At 61.2% G+C, this 17,771-nt stretch carries 24 protein-coding genes and 1 pseudogene; 22 read left to right on the top strand and 3 right to left on the bottom strand.

The annotated features are described in order from the left end of the window. Positions 1 to 9: 9 nt before the first annotated feature. Positions 10 to 402, top strand: a complete 393-nt coding sequence (locus tag DK391_RS16800) for a hypothetical protein (RefSeq protein ID WP_109479104.1) — start codon at positions 10 to 12, stop codon at positions 400 to 402. Positions 403 to 428: 26 nt separating this feature from the next. Here the strand turns inward: DK391_RS16800 and DK391_RS16795 are convergent, their stop codons facing one another. Genes DK391_RS16795 through DK391_RS16785 form a run of 3 tightly spaced genes read right to left on the bottom strand, consistent with a single transcriptional unit; the run spans position 429 to position 1,335 of the window. Further along, a complete protein-coding gene (locus DK391_RS16795; protein ID WP_109479103.1) occupies positions 429 to 686 on the bottom strand; it encodes a hypothetical protein in 258 nt (85 codons plus the stop codon). After that, positions 679 to 1,092 carry a type II toxin-antitoxin system HicB family antitoxin gene (locus tag DK391_RS16790; RefSeq protein WP_109479102.1) on the bottom strand — a complete coding sequence of 138 codons (414 nt, stop codon included), beginning with the start codon at positions 1,090 to 1,092 and terminating at the stop codon, positions 679 to 681. Before DK391_RS16790 ends, DK391_RS16795 begins: the two co-directional genes overlap by 8 nt. 57 nt (positions 1,093 to 1,149) lie before the next feature. Beyond that, the gene (locus DK391_RS16785; RefSeq protein ID WP_109479101.1) at positions 1,150 to 1,335 is read right to left on the bottom strand and encodes a type II toxin-antitoxin system HicA family toxin; all 186 of its coding nucleotides are present in this window, start codon (positions 1,333 to 1,335) and stop codon (positions 1,150 to 1,152) included. A gap of 145 nt (positions 1,336 to 1,480) precedes the next feature. Here DK391_RS16785 and DK391_RS16780 point away from each other — a divergent pair, with 145 nt between their 5' ends. The 21 genes and pseudogenes from DK391_RS16780 to DK391_RS16680 form a co-directional block, all read left to right on the top strand. Continuing rightward, on the top strand, positions 1,481 to 1,846 hold the full coding sequence (locus DK391_RS16780) for a hypothetical protein (protein WP_109479100.1): 366 nt from the start codon (positions 1,481 to 1,483) through the stop codon (positions 1,844 to 1,846). Positions 1,847 to 1,890: 44 nt separating this feature from the next. After that, complete coding sequence (locus DK391_RS16775) at positions 1,891 to 2,151, top strand: hypothetical protein (RefSeq protein ID WP_109479099.1); 261 nt, start codon at positions 1,891 to 1,893, stop codon at positions 2,149 to 2,151. Between the two features lie 40 nt (positions 2,152 to 2,191). Beyond that, positions 2,192 to 2,668, top strand: a complete 477-nt coding sequence (locus DK391_RS16770) for a hypothetical protein (protein ID WP_109479098.1) — start codon at positions 2,192 to 2,194, stop codon at positions 2,666 to 2,668. Then, positions 2,665 to 2,886: a hypothetical protein gene (locus tag DK391_RS16765; RefSeq protein WP_162600823.1), complete on the top strand. Its 222-nt coding sequence runs from the start codon at positions 2,665 to 2,667 to the stop codon at positions 2,884 to 2,886. The genes DK391_RS16770 and DK391_RS16765 overlap by 4 nt, the downstream gene beginning before the upstream one ends. A gap of 267 nt (positions 2,887 to 3,153) precedes the next feature. Then, positions 3,154 to 4,077, top strand: a complete 924-nt coding sequence (locus DK391_RS16760; RefSeq protein WP_109479096.1) for a hypothetical protein — start codon at positions 3,154 to 3,156, stop codon at positions 4,075 to 4,077. A 12-nt stretch (positions 4,078 to 4,089) separates the two neighbouring features. Next, the gene (locus DK391_RS16755; RefSeq protein WP_109479095.1) at positions 4,090 to 4,749 is read left to right on the top strand and encodes a hypothetical protein; all 660 of its coding nucleotides are present in this window, start codon (positions 4,090 to 4,092) and stop codon (positions 4,747 to 4,749) included. After that, positions 4,749 to 5,681 carry a hypothetical protein gene (locus DK391_RS16750; protein ID WP_109479094.1) on the top strand — a complete coding sequence of 311 codons (933 nt, stop codon included), beginning with the start codon at positions 4,749 to 4,751 and terminating at the stop codon, positions 5,679 to 5,681. Before DK391_RS16755 ends, DK391_RS16750 begins: the two co-directional genes overlap by 1 nt. 2 nt (positions 5,682 to 5,683) lie before the next feature. After that, a complete protein-coding gene (locus DK391_RS45610) occupies positions 5,684 to 8,128 on the top strand; it encodes a glycoside hydrolase family 19 protein (protein ID WP_204117374.1) in 2,445 nt (814 codons plus the stop codon). A 71-nt stretch (positions 8,129 to 8,199) separates the two neighbouring features. After that, positions 8,200 to 8,619 (top strand): hypothetical protein, encoded by a 420-nt coding sequence (locus DK391_RS16740; RefSeq protein ID WP_162600822.1) that lies wholly within the window; start codon positions 8,200 to 8,202, stop codon positions 8,617 to 8,619. Positions 8,620 to 8,757: 138 nt separating this feature from the next. After that, positions 8,758 to 9,243, top strand: coding sequence for a hypothetical protein (locus tag DK391_RS16735; RefSeq protein WP_109479092.1), 486 nt, complete (start codon positions 8,758 to 8,760; stop codon positions 9,241 to 9,243). Positions 9,244 to 9,245: 2 nt separating this feature from the next. Beyond that, positions 9,246 to 9,740, top strand: coding sequence for a hypothetical protein (locus DK391_RS16730; protein ID WP_109479091.1), 495 nt, complete (start codon positions 9,246 to 9,248; stop codon positions 9,738 to 9,740). Beyond that, entirely contained in the window at positions 9,740 to 9,970 is a 231-nt protein-coding gene (locus DK391_RS16725) for a hypothetical protein (RefSeq protein WP_162600821.1), read from the top strand. Before DK391_RS16730 ends, DK391_RS16725 begins: the two co-directional genes overlap by 1 nt. Continuing rightward, positions 9,967 to 10,848, top strand: a complete 882-nt coding sequence (locus DK391_RS16720) for a hypothetical protein (RefSeq protein ID WP_109479089.1) — start codon at positions 9,967 to 9,969, stop codon at positions 10,846 to 10,848. Before DK391_RS16725 ends, DK391_RS16720 begins: the two co-directional genes overlap by 4 nt. Beyond that, a complete protein-coding gene (locus DK391_RS16715) occupies positions 10,845 to 11,456 on the top strand; it encodes a phage baseplate assembly protein V (RefSeq protein WP_109479088.1) in 612 nt (203 codons plus the stop codon). Before DK391_RS16720 ends, DK391_RS16715 begins: the two co-directional genes overlap by 4 nt. A 7-nt stretch (positions 11,457 to 11,463) precedes the next feature. Beyond that, positions 11,464 to 11,952, top strand: coding sequence for a hypothetical protein (locus DK391_RS16710; protein ID WP_109479087.1), 489 nt, complete (start codon positions 11,464 to 11,466; stop codon positions 11,950 to 11,952). Positions 11,953 to 12,098: 146 nt separating this feature from the next. Then, positions 12,099 to 13,757: a hypothetical protein gene (locus DK391_RS16705; RefSeq protein WP_109479086.1), complete on the top strand. Its 1,659-nt coding sequence runs from the start codon at positions 12,099 to 12,101 to the stop codon at positions 13,755 to 13,757. A gap of 100 nt (positions 13,758 to 13,857) precedes the next feature. Further along, positions 13,858 to 14,229 carry a hypothetical protein gene (locus DK391_RS16700; RefSeq protein ID WP_109479085.1) on the top strand — a complete coding sequence of 124 codons (372 nt, stop codon included), beginning with the start codon at positions 13,858 to 13,860 and terminating at the stop codon, positions 14,227 to 14,229. Between the two features lie 37 nt (positions 14,230 to 14,266). After that, positions 14,267 to 15,889 (top strand): hypothetical protein, encoded by a 1,623-nt coding sequence (locus tag DK391_RS16695; RefSeq protein WP_109479084.1) that lies wholly within the window; start codon positions 14,267 to 14,269, stop codon positions 15,887 to 15,889. A 9-nt stretch (positions 15,890 to 15,898) separates the two neighbouring features. Then, the gene (locus DK391_RS16690; RefSeq protein WP_109479083.1) at positions 15,899 to 16,639 is read left to right on the top strand and encodes a hypothetical protein; all 741 of its coding nucleotides are present in this window, start codon (positions 15,899 to 15,901) and stop codon (positions 16,637 to 16,639) included. A gap of 68 nt (positions 16,640 to 16,707) precedes the next feature. Next, a complete protein-coding gene (locus tag DK391_RS16685) occupies positions 16,708 to 17,550 on the top strand; it encodes a hypothetical protein (RefSeq protein ID WP_162600820.1) in 843 nt (280 codons plus the stop codon). Further along, positions 17,547 to 17,771: pseudogene (locus tag DK391_RS16680) on the top strand (hypothetical protein); the annotation flags it as partial. The gene DK391_RS16685 and the pseudogene DK391_RS16680, both read left to right, overlap by 4 nt.

The raw sequence follows: 17,771 nt of genomic DNA, 5'->3' as shown, positions 1-17,771 counted from the left end.
AGGGACAACATGACTATCACGGCATTCAAGATCGACCCGGCATACCTCGCCGCGAAGCTCGCCGAATATCAGGCACAGGTCGGCGAGGGAAAGCCGCTATTGCCCGTTTTCGTCGCGCAGACGGCAAAGGTGCTCAATCACGACCGCTCCGCGTACCTGCGCTATGGCCCGTACTGGTGGGCGGTCAAGCGCGTGTTGCGCGCGAACGATATCGGCGTTGGCGAAACCGATGAGCCCATTTGGGCCGATGAGTTCGCGTGTGAGACGCCCGAACTGACACTGATCGCGGCATGGGAGTTTGCTGACGACAACATGGGCCAGTTCGGCGTGCAATCGAATGAGTACGACCTCGATGGCATTGACTTTCTGCTGTACGACCCGGATCAGGCAGAGCCGAAGTAAGGCCCGCTGCTACGGAAAAACCCCGCTCAGGCGGGGTTTTTTTGCATCAAAAGCTCGCGGCCTGCCCCGCTGTACAACGACGATAGCGCCTCCGCTTTCACCTTCGCCCAGGCATTCGGCGTGCTCGTGCCCTCGCCTGAAAACAGAAGCCCGGTAGGCTTGCCGTCGCTCACGATTTCAGCGATTACCTTGAAGGTGTTCGGGTCATCGGTTGCCCATCCGACAACCTCCGCCCTGTCGCCATACTTCGTGCGAGGTCTAAAATCGGCGGTGGACTTAGGCATGCGCCTCTCCCTCGCGCATCTTTTCGAGCGCAGCGCGCACAAGAAAGCCGCTACGGGTTTCCTTGTGGCTTTCCGCATAGGCATCAATCTGCACGAGCACGAAACGCGGCACGCTGATATTGACGCGCTCAGGCTTCGTGTCGAACTTCGTCGGATCAACATCGACCATCGCCCAAATCGCGCCCGCATAGTCCGGGTTATCGCGCAACTGCTCGACCGGCGTTGGCTCGAACTTCACTTCGTCGCCCGATTCGATGGACACCTCAACCCATCCCTCGATTGCTTCCAGCGTGCTCTCAATCGCCTGCTCGATGCTGTCGCCACTCGAAAAGCAACCCGGAAAATCGGGCACCGTCACGCCGTAGCTACTGCCGGGATCTTTGTGGATTGCGATAGGAAATTTCACGGCTTCACTCCAGGTATGTGAAAAACCCGCCGGGCTTTGCTACTGCCCGGCGGTACATCAGAACTTCATGCCTGACTGACGCTCGATGCTTTTAAGTGTCCCAATCGGTATGTCTTTATCGGGATGCTTCACCGTCGTTGTGCCCGGCTTCGTCGGGTGCCGGTAGTGGTGATGACTGCCTTTCACCCTTACCAACGTCCACCCGTCCGCTTCCAGCAATCGAATCAATGTTCTTGAATCCATGTTGTCTCCGAGTGCTGAATGTGTATTCTATACACACCGACGAAGAACACAAGAAAAATGTGTATCGCGTGTGTAAAAATATCGCTTGCACAATGAAACGTGACAACATACTATTGAGTCTCCACCACACGAGACGGGCACAACAATGGCAACGGCAAAAGAACTGATCGCGGCGATGACCGTGCAAGGTAATGACTTTTCGACCGCAAAACTTCTGACGCCTGCGGAACTTGCGCAGGTAGTGAAGTTCAAGGAACGCGGCTTTAGCATCCTCGTCGGGATCAGGCTCGACGCCCGCATCGAGGGCGACGAAGAACACTACTACCGTGACGGCATTACCGGGTCGGTTCCAGTCACGCAGAGCGACGCGCTCAACCTCGCGCGTAACGGCCTGAGCGATACGATGGTTGAAAAAGGCGCACGCTTTCGCTGCTACGTGACTGAGAGCAACGGGTGGGACCGCAAGACTATGGCGGACTTCAAAAAGCGCACTCTCTGGATTTCCCAGTAACCTCCGCGCCCGCTAAGGCGGGCCAACAACGTAGGGAGCACGGCATGGAAAACATGGCAACGATGGCCCGCGCAGAAGCGGCGAGCGACCGCAATTACGAACGCTTTGTTCGTACTGTAGAGAGAATCCTCGATTGCGACATTCTCGACGGGTCGGATGAGGAAGGCACTTGCGACGACATTTTCCGCGACGGTGGCACGCCTGAGGACGCAGCAGCAGAGATTGACATGGATTGGCAGGCCGCCGCCGACGTGTGCGCAGAGCGCCGCGCCGAACGTTGCCTGTCTCCCGGTTACGGCAGCTAAAATAACCCGCCCGCATCGCGCGGGCATAATCGCACCCATCATGGCTAAGAAAACAAAATTCACATTCACGACCGCCGACGGCATCACCGCGACGCGCACGAGCGAGCGACCTTACACGCATGTCGTCGTCGGCCGCCGTGACAATGTGCGCGAGCGCAAGGCCGTCAGATCGAAGCATGGCTACCACATGGAGAATTACGCATGGTGGGCACTCGTCGCGGCAACGCCTGTCGGCGAAGTACCGCCCGGTGGATACGCCAAGGTGACGCAGAAAAACATCGACGGTGTTCGCGAGACTCTCGACGCATACGCGGATGCGCAGGCGTATGCCGATGCGACTATCGCAAGCGAACTCGCCGCACTCGGCGACGGCGACACCGGCCCGCTCACGGTGCTGCAATGGTCAATGTCCGAGAACGCGGCGCACCGCGCCGTCGGAGGTTTCAGCAAGATTTTTCTTGATGTTCACGTTTTGCCTGTCAGCGAAGGACAACCGCCCGCGAGCAAAGGCGAATGATGAACACCAAACCTGCGCGTGAAAAACGAATCCCCCTGTCGGAACGCGAAACCCTGTTTTTGATGCAGAAGGCCGGGCATAGCCGGTCACTTGAATTGACGTTCGGCTCTCATGTCTGCCTGCGCGTAACCGACGGCAACGCGTGGGCGCTGCCCTACCTGATGGTTTGCCGACTTCAGACCATCGAGCAGATCATTGAATACGGCGTGTTGCATTAACGCAGGCGGCCCTTCCCTACACAAAGGGCACGCGTTATAGTTTGCCCGTCGTGTCGTGACTGTGGTGGTCCGCCTCGATATGCCGAACGGCCAGAATCGGCATACCCCGGAAAGGGTTTAGCGTTTGATCCATTGTTGTGCTCTCGAAAAGCCCCTGCGATAAGCGTCGCAGGGGCTTTTCTCTTTGGGCGGCACGCGAGGAAAACGCAGGCGGGCGGGTGAAAAATCAGCGTCAACAATGGACGCTGTTCTCATATCGCCCATGCCATGCAAACGACTTCTGAATTGTCCAGCAAGGCCAAACGCTTTCTGTCGCGGGTTCTCCCGACTCGCGCAGGCAGCAATAACGCCATTTCGCAAACTGAGCAATCGGACGCCCTCACGGACGGGCTGACTATCTCGATGCTGCTCGGCACCGGCAAGCGCGTCGCGCGCAACCGGATGCAGATTTACCTCAAGTGGATTGAAATGATCGGCGACCCGATCATTTCGACCGCGCTGCGCCTGCACGTCACGGCCGCCCTGGGCGGTCACGAGACGTCGGGCGACGTTGTCTTTATCGAGACGGCACCGACCGCCAAGGGCAACAAGCAGAAAGAAAAGATCGCGGCCGAAATCGCGAAAGACCTCTCCAGCATTTTCAACCGTATTGCGTACACCGTCGGATTCAACGGCGCAGGCTATGGCGACGCCTACGGGCGCGTCTATACGGAAGGCAAGCGCGGCGTGGTGGACGTCTATGTCGATGAACTCGTGCACCCGTCGATGGTGACCGCATACGAACGCGGCAATACGACCGTCGGCTTTGTTGTGGCGAGCGGCGCGAAGGCAACCGAACGGCTTAACCTCTTTCAGATGGCGCGCATGAAAATGCCGCGCATGGTGTATATCCCGCAGGTGCGCGCGATGGAAAAAGCTATCCGCGTGCACCTGAGCGAGGACAACCTGCACCTGTTGCCGCTCATGCCCTCGCTGATCGGCGGCAGTTTCCTCGACGCTGCAGAATCGCCATACGATCAGCTATCGGCCGCGCTGGTCGGCCGCGTTGGACAGCGCGTGCTCGATTCGATTGACGAAAGCATGATGACCGTCAATCAGCAGGGCATGACGAAAGAGCAGCGCACCACGTTTATGACGAACATCAAAAACGTGTTGCGCGCGAGCAAGGCCCGCGCAGAGGCCGCCATCTAGAGCGGTAAGCCGGTGCTCGAACGGGTGTACAACATCATCCCGGTCACCGATGAGAAGCAACTCACGGCGATCAACGGCTCGCTCACGAACGGCGGCGGCCGTGGCCCGGCCGGCTCGATCAGCATTGAGGACGTGCTCTTTCACGCCAAGCTGCTGTCCGGCGCAATCGGCAGCGACCTCTCGATGCTCGGCTTTTCCGAACTGCTGTCGGGCGGCCTGGGCGATGGCGGCTTTTTCCGCACGTCGGCGCAGGCGGCCGAACGCTCGCGGCTCATCCGTGTTGGCCTCACGGACTTTTTCAATCACATCATCAACATCCACACGGAAGCAAAGTACGGCGTCATTTTCGAGCCGGATGAGCGGCCGTGGCACGTCAACTTCTACGGCACAATCAGCGCACTCGAAAGCGAGCGGCAGAAGACGAAAACGGAAGCCATGAATACCGGCTTGCTGCTCGTTCAGATGCTGCAGCAGTTGCGCGAACTTGGGCTTGATGACAAGGCACTGACTGAAATCCTCGTGAAAATCGCGCTGCTCGATGAAGATCAGGCGAAGCTCATCGTTAAGGGCATGCCGAAAGAGACGCCCGATGACGGCGGCGGTGGTGGTGGTGGATTCGGCGGGCGCGGCGGCGGCAAGACCGGCGCGGCGGACACTGGCGAGGACGAATAATGTCGATCTTTGACGCGGTCGCGCGCGACCTGGGCGCAGGGTCCAATTCGTCGCGCTTTGATGACATCAACCAACGCCCGCAGCTTGGCGGCAGCACCGGCTCTGGTGGTCTGCTCGACAACGTCAACAGCGCGCTCAACGGGCTTAACAGCCTGAATGTGGGCGGCTTTTCCGTGGGCGGCGCAGGCACGGCACTGGTTAAAAACGCGGTCGGCAAGCTCGCGCCTCAGGCATCGGGCGCGCTGTCGAAAGCGCTGCGCGGTGACCTGCTCGGCGCGGGGCTCGATGCGTTCGGCCAAACGGCACTTGGCAAGCGGATCAACAACGCGCTCACGAGCGACACCGCGACGCAACTCCTGTTTGAGGCAACGGCCAATCCGCTGCTCGGCGGCATTACGCCGCTCGAAGCGCGGCAGATCATTCAGGAAATGCAGAGCACGAACTACGCGAAAAAGAACCTCTTTTTTCTCGAAATTCTGGACTTCTATCCCGGTAACGGTGTCGCGGGCAAAACCTCAGGCCTGTTCAACCTGTTCGCAACGAGCGTGTCTATCGGGCCGTGCACAGCAGAGGCCGATGCGATCAACGTTGGTTCCGCGCAGATGGACAGCGTGCACGGCAGCAGTCGCACGGAAATGCGCATCACCACGTTCGATGACGCCTACGGCTCTATCCAGCGCTGGTTTGAAACCCGGTTTGACGGCATGGCGCACAACGATGGCACGTTCGGCGTTCCGGCCGATTACCTCGTACAGGTGCGCCTGCTACAGGCGGCCGTCAATGACACGGTGATGCAGCGCTTTGGCGGGCTCGAACGCAAATGGGTGATGCGGCCCGGCACGCTCGAAACCGAAATGAATCGCGGCGAGGACGGCCTGCAGGAAATCCAGTTGTCGTTCACGCAGTTCGATACCTTCATGTACAACCCTTGACGATGAAAACCGATTCGAAAGGCTTTCTGATCGCGGACGCGCCGCTCGACACGGCCTCGCTCGCATCCGGCATTGATGCCGTGCATTCCGACACGAGCGCGATTCTCTCGCTGCTCAAATCGGGTAGTCGGGCATCGTTGATGCGCCAGCAACGGGTATCGAGCCCGGCGCGCGCCGCGCTCGCGGGGCCGTCGGCCGGTGTCACGGCGGCGGCAGCATCGGCCGTGCGCTCTGCCCTCGCGAAGTCTCGCGCGCGCGACGCGGGCGGCCGGTTCCTGCCCGGCGCGAGCGCGACCTCGCCGCCTGGACAACTGACGGACGTTGCCAAGGCCGTCGATTCGATGACGCGCAAGCAGGCAAGCGACCGCGCCGCAGAGAAGCGGGCAGAGTCGGCAGCAGCCGCGCGCGGCGATCAGAAGCGTGACGCAAGCGGCCGTTTCGTCGGCAGCGGCGGCGGTAGTGGCGGCGGCCGTCGCAGCGGCGGCGATGGTTTCGGCCTGCTCTCGCGCCTCAAATCGCTCACCGGGTTCGGCTCGAAAATCGGGTTGCCGGACGTCGGCGATTTTGACAAGGTGGACCCGTCGGTAGAGGCCGCGAAAGAGGTGCACAAGCTCGTAGGCACGCCGCTGGCGGCCGTTGGCAAGCTCACCAAGGCGGGTGTAACGCGTGCCTTTGGCGGCGGCGCAAACACGGCCGTATCGTGGTATCGCAAGATTTTCAACGTCCTGAAGTCATCGAAAGATCAACAGGGCGAGTTCGGGCTCGTGCAGACTCGCACGCTCAAAGAGATCGACAACAAGACGGGCGGTGAGAAAGGCAGCGGCGGCGGCCTGCTCGGCAGCATCGGCGGCGCACTGTCCGGCCTGCTCGGCAAGGGCGGCGGTTTGCTTGGCAAGGGCGGCGGCCTGTTGAGCAGCGTGCTCGGCGGTGCAATGAAAATCGGCAAGTTCGGATTGAAGCGCCTGCCGCTGCTCGGCGCGCTGTTCGCGGGCGGCTCTGCCCTCGCCTCGATCATGGGCGGCGACGATCCGAACAAGACCGCGCAGGAAAACCGCGAGGACCGTTTCAAGGGTGCCGGGTCCGGTATCGGCGCGCTGGTCGGCGGTGCCGTCGGCCTGATCGGCGGCCCTGTTGGTGCGATGATCGGCGGCGTCGTTGGCGACAAGGTCGGCGAACTGGTCGGCGGCTGGCTGGCTACGCTCGACTGGACAAAGATCGGCGCGCAGATCACCGGCGCATGGGATGACACAGTCGGGTTCTTTAAAGACTCGTGGAAGACCGTTACCGACAAGCTCGAAGGCGTCGCAAAGACCGTCGGCGACGCGTGGACGGCCATCGTGTCGGGCGCTAAGGCGTTCCTGAAAGACAAGTTCGGCGTGGACATTGATGCGCTGCTCGGCAAGGCAAAGGACGTCGTTGCGCCCGCCGTCGAAGCGACGAAGAAGGCCGCCGCGCCGGTGATCGACGCGGCGAAGAAAGGCGTTGATGCCGCTGCCGATGCAGGCAAGGCCGCCGTGGACTACGGCAAAGAGCGCGTCACCAAGATGGCCGCGCCCATCGCGACGGCCGCAGGCAACGCGCTCGACTGGGGCAAGGGGCTTTTCGGCAAGGGCTCGAAGGGCAACAAGCTCGCGCTCATGTCGGCGGCCGATAAGGCGGGCATCACCGACCCGAAAGAGCGCGCGATGTTTATGGCGCAGATGGACACCGAAAGCGGCGGTTTCCGCAGCCTTGAGGAAAACCTCAACTACAAACCCGCGACGCTGCGCAAGGTGTTCGGCAAGTATTTCAAGAGCGACGACGAAGCCAAGGCGGCGGCAGCGGGCGGCCCGGAAGCCATCGCGAACAAGGTCTACGGCGGGCGCATGGGTAACACCGAAGCGGGCGACGGGTACAAGTATCGCGGCCGTGGCTTCGTGCAGTTGACCGGAAAGGCCAACTATAAGGCGGCGGGCGAAGCGCTCGGCATCGACCTTGTGAATAACCCGGACCTCGCGGCGGACCCGGCCGTCGCGGCGCAGCTCGCGACATGGTACTGGCAGAGTAAAAGCGGACTCTCGGAAGCTGCCCGCGCAGGCGACGTCAAGACCGTGACGCGGAAACTCAACGGCGGGCTCAACGGGCTCGACGTGCGTGACGAAAAATACGACAAGTATCTGGCGCAGGGCAGCGCTACGCCTTCGCTTGGCACCGGCACGGCCGTCGCGCAGGCGGCACCGCCGCCCATCGCGACAACGGCCGCCGCCGCCGCGCCGAAACCGCCCGCGATTCCCGTCGCTGCCGTGCCTGCCGCGCCCGCTGCGCCGCCCGCGCAACAGGCCTCGATTCCGGTCCCGGTCAACAGCGACAAGCCGCTAGAGGTCCGCGTTGCCGATGATCGCGCCGTCGGGCAGGACTTGGGTAACCGCCGCCTCGCGCAGATCGCAACGGGCGGACTGTCGGGTTAACCGCAAAAGGGGCTAGGAAAACGTAAGGGCACATGGCACACTCGCCAAAATTTTTCAACGTGGAAATGACCATGCGCTACAAAAAGCTGTTCATCGCCGCCGCGTTCGCCCTTGCCGCCCTGCCCGCTTTCGCCGATCAGGCGAATCTGGACCGGGCAGTAAAGGACGCGCTGGCGACCTATAAAAGCGGCGGCGAGCAGGCGCTCGCGACGAAAGCCGACCTCTGCACGACCGGCGTAGATTTCAGCGGTGCGGCATCGAGCCCGGCCCGCGAGGTCGAATACTGCATGGCGCTCGAAGCGGCGGGCGTGGTGATGCTTCAGCATGACGGCAAGCTGGCACAGTCGGACTACTTTCAGCCGACGGACGTAATGGTCCGCGCGAAAGCGAACCTTGTGCGCGCGCATGTGATCGAACTGCCCGAACAGGACAACGCCTATGTCATCCCGCGCATGAAGTACGTGCGCGAGCAGGTTCTAAAGCGCATGTAAGCCAGGCAAAAACGCCCACACCAAGCCCGCCGCGAGCGGGCTTTTTTGCGTCCGCAGCTTTAGGAAAACACGCGCGAGTCAAGCCAGAAACGGCCCTGAAAATCAATCGGCACTCCAACATTTTCAGGTGACACGCACATGATTAGCACCGGCAATTACCTTAAAACGGTACTCGGCACGGTACAGGCAATGGGTGACAAGGCCATCAGCAGTGATGGCATGTTTGTGCCCGTCGGTTACGAGGACATGCGCTTGCTTTGCAAGCAGTTCCCGCAGCCGGTCCTGTCCTCGAACGGCGAAATCCCCATTCCCGGCCCGCTCGGCACGGAAACGTTTCAGTCGCAGCAGGCAAAGATCAACCATCAAGGTCAGATCGCGTTTTACGAAACCGAAGACGGTCACGTTCAGAACTTTATCCGCTCGCTGCAGGCGAATGGCGGCCGGTTCGACGCCGCGATCTATCACGGCACGATGGAACAGTACAAGCGCGGCTGGCGCATCACGGACTGTTTCATCCAGTTCGAGGACGTGGACCGCGACTGGGAAAACCGCTCGCAGGTCATTCTCCTGAGCGGCACGATCTTTTTCCATTACACCGGCGACGACATTCCGGGGAATATCTAATCGTGAAGCTCGTTGAACTCGCGAACACCGTCCGTTGGTCCTATGGCATCGTCATCAGCGATGACGATTACAACCAACAGGCGGTGAATGCTGCGCGCGTCTATCTCGGCTATGCGCACATCGCGAGTGTTGACCCTGTCGTTATGGTCGATCCGCCGCCGACGTGTCCGCAGCCGGACCCGGCCGCCGAAGTGGTGATCGGCTATAACGGCACGATTTTCGACGCAGCGCCGCGCCCTGCGCAGGTGCCGACCTACCCCGCGCCGACGTCGAAGCTATCGAAAGATTCCGATATCACCGATGGCGAATGGTTCGTTATCCGCCCGCTTTTCATGCTCTACGTTGAGCGTGAAAACGCGCGCGCGCTCGAAGCATCGAAACAGCTTGGCGTTGAGGTGTACGGCCGCACGGTCGATCAGGTAGAGGCCGACATTCGCACCTATGAAACGCAGGACTTGCCGCGTCTCGCGTTCGCCCAAACCGTCGAAGTTGTGTGATGCAAAAGCCCGCTACTCCCATGCTCACGGCCGCCTATCTCGCGGCCGTCACCGAAGCCGCGAAAGCGAACCGCGCGCGGCTCGACGCCTGCACGTCGCACGTTTTCACGCCCATCTTGCCGGGGAGTCGTCTGCGCCAGCGCTACGTCTGTGCGAACTGTGCGGGCGAGGTCGATAGCGCGTCCTATCGCTTCTACGCACAGGGCCGCGAGCACGAGGCGCGCAAGTGATCGAAGTCGCCAACATGCGCGGCGACATGATCCTGTCTGCCGTGCTCCGCTCCGACCTCGCACCGATCCCGTACACGTTCGAGGCACAGGTGCGCGTCACGCAGGACACGGCCGCGACGTTCAAGGACAACGCCGTCATCACGGTCAACTCGACTGCGTTTCGCATTGTCCACACTGAGCCCATTGTGAATGTCGGCGGCGGCCCGCAGGGTAAAGAGCCGATCAACGCCGTTTCGATCACCGCGTACCCGGATTCAATTGCCGACGTCGCGCGCCCGCGCTCCCAGGCTGTCGCCTTCGAGAACACGAGTCTTTCGGGTATCTATCGAGCGTGCGGCGCAAATGTCCCCATCAAGGGTGACTTGCCGGTGAGCGGCTGCGCCTGCCTGATCGGCAACATTCCGACGTTTCAGATTGCCCGCGTGCTGCAAGAGGAATCGTCTGTGCTTATGTGGCGCGGCGGCTCTCTGCAGTCGATGAGCCTGCGCGACCTCATGGCACAGGTGCCCGTCGATTCAATGGACGGCGTGGACTCTGAGGGCGTGGTGAGCGAGTTCATCGTAGCCGATGAGGTGCCCGTCTATTACTCCGTTGCCGCCGACGGTTCGATCATTTCAGGTCCGCGTAATAACCCGTGGCAGCGCTCCGAATACGCGCCGCGCAAGAGCGCTCGCGCGCTCGCCGCTATGGGCCGTGTGCTCGTGCGTCGCCGGGTCATCACCGGCAAGGTGCGCCCTACTATCCGCGCCGGTGACGTCGTCTCGATTCGCGGGACGCCCCTTGTCGCGATGACCGTCGCGCAGGTGATGAAAAACGGGACGGGCGGCGACGCGCAGCAGCAATACACCCGTATCTGGCTTGGGAGTCTTTCATCATGATCGGCGGACTTCTGCCCGCTGTCGTCGCGTCTGTGACTGACGATGACCGCGAGGGCCGTCAATACCGGATCAGCATTCCGGGCCTCACCGATGGAGCGGCCGTGATGCCGCTCGCGCAACTGTGCAATCCCATCGGCGACAACAGCGAGGAAACGGAGATCCGCATCAAGGCCGGTGACCGCGTCTGGATCGCGTTCGAAGCGGGCGATACCCGTCACCCGGTGATCGTCGGCTATCGGCCAAAGAATCAGGAAAACGGCATCGACTGGCGGCGTTTCTTCCACGCAAACTTTCAGTTCAACGCTGACAACACGTTTGAGGTCATCGCTAACACGCTCGTGCATGTGAAGGGCGAAACCGTGCACGTAGAGGCGACGACAACGAACGTAGACAGCACCGATACCAACGTGAGCGGAAACCTCACGGTGGGCGGCCTGCTCACGTTTAACGGCGGTATGACGGGCAAGGCCGGTGCGGGCGGCGGCAAGGCGATCACTGTGCAGGGCGGCGCTAACTTTAGCGAAGACGTGACCGCCGCAGGCGTGAGCGTAAGCGGCCACAAGCACCCTGAGACGGGCTCAACGACGGGCGCACCGATCAAGTCATAAGGCAACCATGAAGAACCTGATTTTCGACATTTACAACCTCTCCCACAAAGACAAGTCGATCAAGGACGCGGTGCGTGCATTCCAGCGCGCCGGTGCGACGGTCGCGACTGTGGACGTCGATCCGAAAACGAAAAAGACGCTTGGCGTCGAGTATCGCGAAGTGCAGTTCGCGTTCTCCGACTCGCAACAGGTGCGCTTTGGCGTGAACGCGTCCGGCGACGTTGCGCAGGTTCGCCTCAACGGGCAATCGCTGCCTTTGAAGAACCCCGACGATCACGCCGCCGCGATCAAGGAAATCGTTGCGGCGATGGATAAGGGCCGCTCGAAGTTTCAGCAGAAGCAGGCCCGCCAGAAGGTCGCGCTGCCCGGCACGATTCGCACCGCCGCGCCAAAGATCGAGGCGGTATTGCAGCACAAAGTTACCGCCCTCAACGCTCAGATTGCGGATGCAACGACCAAACGCGACTCGTTGAAAGCGCAACTCGGCATCGTCTGAGAGCCCCACCCCGCCTCGTTGTGAGAGGTGTTCGTGACTTAGGAAAACTCGACACGGACACCTGAAATTTCGCTCTGAAAATGAAATCTCGATCAGAGCAAGTTCCCTTGCTCTTGTTTGAGAAACCATCTTTCAAGGTTAGGACAATGAGCGGAACTCCGAACGCAGGCAAATTCAATCTCGCCGATCAGTCGGCAATCGAAAAGTTCGTGCATAGCACCGTCGCGAACGTCGCAAAAGATTCGGGCACGACGATGTTCGACTCGGCGGCAGCGGCCACGCATGCTGGCACGGCACTGGCAAACGAACCGGGCAACACGCCCCAAATCCTCACGGAAGTGCTCGGCAAGGTCGGCAACACCGACGGCGAGAAAGACCTCGTTGGCGCGCTGTTCGACGGTGTACGTCAGTACGAGCGTCAGCACGGCATGTTGCCGTCGGGCGACGTGATTCTGTCGGCGCTGCATCAGGCCGATACGCTGTTCGACTCGTTGACGAACAGCCACCACGATCAGATTTCGCTCGCACCGAACGCGCCTGTTGTCGCGATTCTCGGCGCGCTCGCGGAAGCATGCCCGTTTGCAGGCTATCTGCCTGCCGACCGTGGCTCGAACGAGGCGCGTCTCATCATCGTGACGCACCAGGCAGGCTCGAACTTTGGTGATTACAACCAAGGCGACCTGATGGACGGTATCAAGCAGGGCGGCTCGTATCTCGCTTCCTCGCGTACCTCCACGCTGACGGCACCGAACGCGGGCGCGGGTGTGACCGACTATCACTTCGCATTCACGGCGCAAACGGGCGGCGGCAACGCAAACATTCTGCTGCGCGGCCGTTCGATCATCTACGTGAATGGCCTTGTGGCAGCAACGGAAGTTGCAAACGGCCCGTCGTCGGCCGCTCAGGTTCCCATCGTCGGCACGATCAACCTCAACGGCACGGACTACGCGCTGTCGGGCATCGTGAAGCCGGGCACCGGCGAAGTGACGGTTACCCCCACGCCTGCTTTCCCGGTCGGCACGGCTGTTACGGCTGAATCGTTCCTGGACTACGAAGCGGACGCGAGCGTCACGCCGCGTATGCAGGTGCAGGCGCAAATGTTCCAACTGTTCGCGTCGCCGTACCGTGCGCTGTACCAAGTCACGCCGGAAGCTCGCTCGCAGTTCGCGAACGAAGTCGGCGTCGATGCAGGCGCAGAGGCCATGCTGACGGTGCGCGGCCAGTTCGCGATGGAGCGTCATTACGACGCGCTGCGCAAGGCGAAGATGATCGGCCAGTTCCAGAACACGGCCACGTTCGACTACCAGTACAGCGTGCAGATCCAGCAAAAGGTCCGTGCGCAAATCTGGCAGGACTTCGCCGCAGTACTCGGCCTCGTGTCGCAGAAGATGGCCGAAGACACGGCAGATCACGGCGTCACGCACCTGTACGTGACGAAGTCGGTTGCGGCGCAATTCCGCTCGATGCCGCAGGAACTGTTCGTTTCGTCGGGCATCGTGGACCGCCCGGGTATCTACCGCGTTGGCCGCCTGTTCGGCCAGTTCGAGGTGTACTACTCGCCGAAGGTGGTCAACGAGGCACCGGACGGCTCCTCGGCTGAAATCCTGTGCGTGGGCCGTTCGACGCAGACGGCACGCTGCCCGATCATCATGGGCGACGCTCAGGCACCGATGCTCGAACAACTGGGCGTGACCGAAGCGCTCAAGTCGGGCTACGGCTTCACCTCGCGCTCGTTCAACGCGGTCAACCCGCACCAAATGTCCACCAAGGGCGCGGCTCGCATCACGGTTACCACCCTCAAGTAAGCCCGCACGGCTCCGCGCGCCGTGCGCGGGGCACCTGACGGCGGCACTGGCTTTTCGCTAGTGCCGCCGTTTCCCAACCTGCTCCGATAAGGAAACCGCAATGCCTCCGCGCAATACCACTGCAGCACCGAAGAAGCCCGCCGTTGCAACGGCCATCGCCGAAACCGTCGATACGTCGCAGTTCCCGCGTCACATGCAGATCGTCAACAACACGGCAATCCCGCGTGTGATCGGCGGCACGTATGTCGAAGCCAGTTCGAAGGAAAAGATCCACATTCAGGACGCGGACGCACTGACGCGCGCGAAACAGGATTGCCTGTTCCTGCTCGAACTGAGCGATCACAACAAGCCGGAAAAGGACTCGGACCCGGAAACGCACGCGCTGCACGTCACGGAACTGGACAGCGACGATACGGCAGAAGTGGCGGAAACGGCTGAATCGACGGGCGACGACAAGGGCGAAACGGCCTAAGGCAAGCCGCACGGTTTAAACGCATCAAGGGGAAACCATGTCTTTTTACGCGCATACCCGCTCGCTCGGCAATCAGCCGGGCGTGCAACTGAATCCGAAGCGCGACGAAACCGATGGCTTTGTGACCGATCAGAGCGATCAGGTCATTTCGGTCATTGGCCGTTTCAAGCGCGGCCGGATTGATGCACCTTTTCTGGTGGATCGCGGCAACATCAAGCGGCGTCTCGGCAAGCCCGAATCGCTGCGCGTGTCCGCGCTCAACGAGGCCTATGTGCAGACTTACGAGGCCGTCAACAACGGCGCACGTAACGCTGTCGTGTGCCGCCTGAGCCCGGAAACCGCGACCAACAACTATCTCGTCTATCGCATCGACTCGCAAACCGGCGCATCGTCGTTCGCATCGGTTCCGGCCCTGCCGACGGACGCGTATGTCTTCGCGCTGAAAGACCTCGAATGCTACAACGACGGTTCGATCTACACCGTGAGCGCGTTGAAGACAACCGACGGCACCGGCGCAGTGATCGCGAACAAGGAAATCACGCTCACGATCTATGACCCGGACGGCACGACCATCCGCCTGCAGGAAACGGGCTCGCTCGACCCGGCTGCTGTCGATGAATACGGCAACGACTATTTCATCGGCTCGCTGATCGCGGAACAGACGGACCTGATCGAAGTGACGGCATACGCTGGCGCGAGCATTCCCGCACTTGCAGACTGCTACGGTCGCGCGACGGACGGCACGCAAAAGACCGCATCGAGCGGCGTGATGGTGCTGTTCACGGAAGGCGGAACCGGGTACGTGAACGATGACTATGACCGCGTCATCGCGGCTCTGGAAAAATCGACGCACGACTACGGCTACATGATTAGCGGCGGCACGCAAACCGTGGCGCTGCTCGCGAAGCAAGCCGCGTTGAATATCCGCGCAAACCGCCTGTTCATCATCGACGTTCCGGGCGGCCTCACGGTCGCGGCCGCACAGACGTTCATCGCGCAGCTTGGGCTCGATACGGAGTATGTGAGCCTGTACTGGGCTCCGCTCAAGACCGATGACCCGGTCAATGGCGGCAAGGCGATCATCGGCGTGGGCGGCCTGCAGGCGGGTCTGCGCTGTGCACGCAACGCACAGACGAACGCCAATGGCCTCGCGCCGAAGAACTACCCGATTGCGGGTAAGGCGTTCGCGCTGCCGCGTACCGGCGTCAAGCAGATCACGACGCCCGATGACATCACCGAAAAGAGCGACCTCGCGGCGGCAGGCTGCAACCCGGTGCTGTACGAAAAGTACAACGGCGGCGGCAAGTTCGTTTTCACCGATTCGATCACCTCGAAGAAAACGACCGGGTATCTCAAGCTGATTTCCGTCTCGGAAATGTCGGGCTCGATTGACGACATGATTTCGAAGTACGGCAAAGAAGCGCTGCAAAACCCGATGGAAGTCGCTCTGAAAAAGATGAATGACTTCCTCAAGGCGCTGTTTGACGGTGCGCGCAGTTCGAACTGGCTGGTCGAATCCGACGAGCTAGGCAACGACGGCTACACATTCACCGTCGCTCGCAACGTGCAGCGTCCGGCCGACCGTATCGACGTCGGTTACTGGCTGCATTTCGACGGTGTCGCACGCGCGATCTACCTCACGCAAACCGTTTCCAAGTAAAGGGAAATCATGAGCATCAATCACATTCATCCGGCCTCGGAAATGCTGCGCCGGGCGCTCACGCCGGTTGCGCCTGCAAAGCCCGCGCCGCAAGGCACGGTGTTCGACGGCGCAAATGACGACGATTCGACGGCCGATCCGAACGGCTACGCATCGACGGACCTGCGCATCAAGGCGGCCTCCATCGTGCAGGCATGGGCGGCAACGGATGCCGACTCGCTCGGCGACGGTGAAACGCTGGCCGACCGTCTGCTTATGCTGGTCATCGGCGCAATCGACGTCGATAAGGACGGCGAGATCAGCGATGACGAATCGCAGGTCGCTGCCGTGCTGATCGACTATATCTGGGACTACCTGAGCAGCAAGGGTGTCTCCGATGACGATTGCGCAGCGCTGCTCGATGACGGCGACAACGACGCGGCTAACCGCGTGAAAGACCTGCTCGCGGACTCGCTGCCGACGGATGACGAATCGGCGGCTGACGACGTCGATTCGTTCGCGTTCGATGACGAAGCGCAAACGGCTGTCTTCGATAGCGCTGGCGAAGTGATGTTCGACGCCGCGTACAAAAAGAAAGTCGCGTTCCGCGCCGGTCACAAGGTGCGCATCAACAAGCGCGTGTCGGGCACGGTTCGCCTGTCGGCAAAGCAGAAAATCGCCGTGAAAAAGATGCTGCGCAAGTCGCACTCGGCATCGGCAACCATCAAGCGCATGAAGTCGATGCGCATGCGCTCGAAAGCCGGTCTGTAAAGACTGACTGAGCCGCCGCCCTGCCTCTGGCGGGGCGGCTCTCCCCTCTCCCCTACCGGACTGCTGCCGTGTCGTTCAATGACTCATCGCCCGCCGCCTCGGTGTCCTCTGGAAGCCAGGCGACATACAAGGTTCTTTCTTCGAAATGGGATGGCCTCAATCCCAGGCTGATCGCGGTGTTCTACCCGGTCAAGCGTTCCTCATCGGGACAAGGGTGGGAACAGAGTTTCGCCAAGCGCACCGTATCGTCGGCCGACAATTTCGTAGTCGATGACGGCTTTGAGGTGCACACACCGATCACGGACGGCTCGCAGGAAATGTCGTTCAACTGGAATAGTCCGTTTGAGGGTGCGGGCGCAGAGTCGAAGATCCCGACGCTGTCGAGCATGCTGCAAACGGGCACGCTCACGGCCGACCTGCAGGCGCTGCTCGGCAACAACGTAGCGAACAACGACGTCGGCAAGGCGCTGCGCGACGTGACCGGCCGCACCGGCATTACGAAGCTCAATTCGACGCAGGTGTTTTCGGGCATGCCGCCCATCAAGTTCAGTTTCACCGCGCATTTTCGCGCGCTCACGGACCCGCAAAGCGAGGTGCGCGATCCGCTGACGCAGCTCGAACAGTGGGCCGTTCCGTCGTATCTCGCCGATCAGGGCGTGATCGCGGGCGCGCTGCAAAACGGCCTCAAGCAAAGCCCGCTCGAAACCATCTATCCGTCTGTCGCGCCGCAATTGCTCGCGATGAAATACGGCGATCAAACGATCCTGCCTATCGTCATCGAGAGCATGTCCAAGCCGATCACGGTCCCGCGTTCGCGCGATGGCGCGGTGCTCAATGTTGCCGTTCAGTTGACCGTTGCGACGCTCAACGCGATTGATCGGCGCGATATCGCGAGTTACTACAACACATGACCATCCTCTTTCAGCCTCTGCGCACCGCACGTCTCGACGTGCAATTGCGCGAACTCGCATTCGGCGACGAAGTCGCGCTATGCCTCACACCGGAAACGGCGCACGAGGCAACCATGACGGAATACCTGCGCCGCGCTATCGGGTCGGCGGGCGTGCCGACGGCCAATCACGTCGCGGACCCACGCGCGTGGACCGTGTCTGAGCGCCTGCTCGCGCTCGTG

Origin of the sequence: Paraburkholderia sp. C35, from assembly GCF_003121405.1 — a bacterium.
Lineage (GTDB): Bacteria > Pseudomonadota > Gammaproteobacteria > Burkholderiales > Burkholderiaceae > Paraburkholderia.
This window is presented reverse-complemented; position numbering and strand designations above follow the sequence as displayed.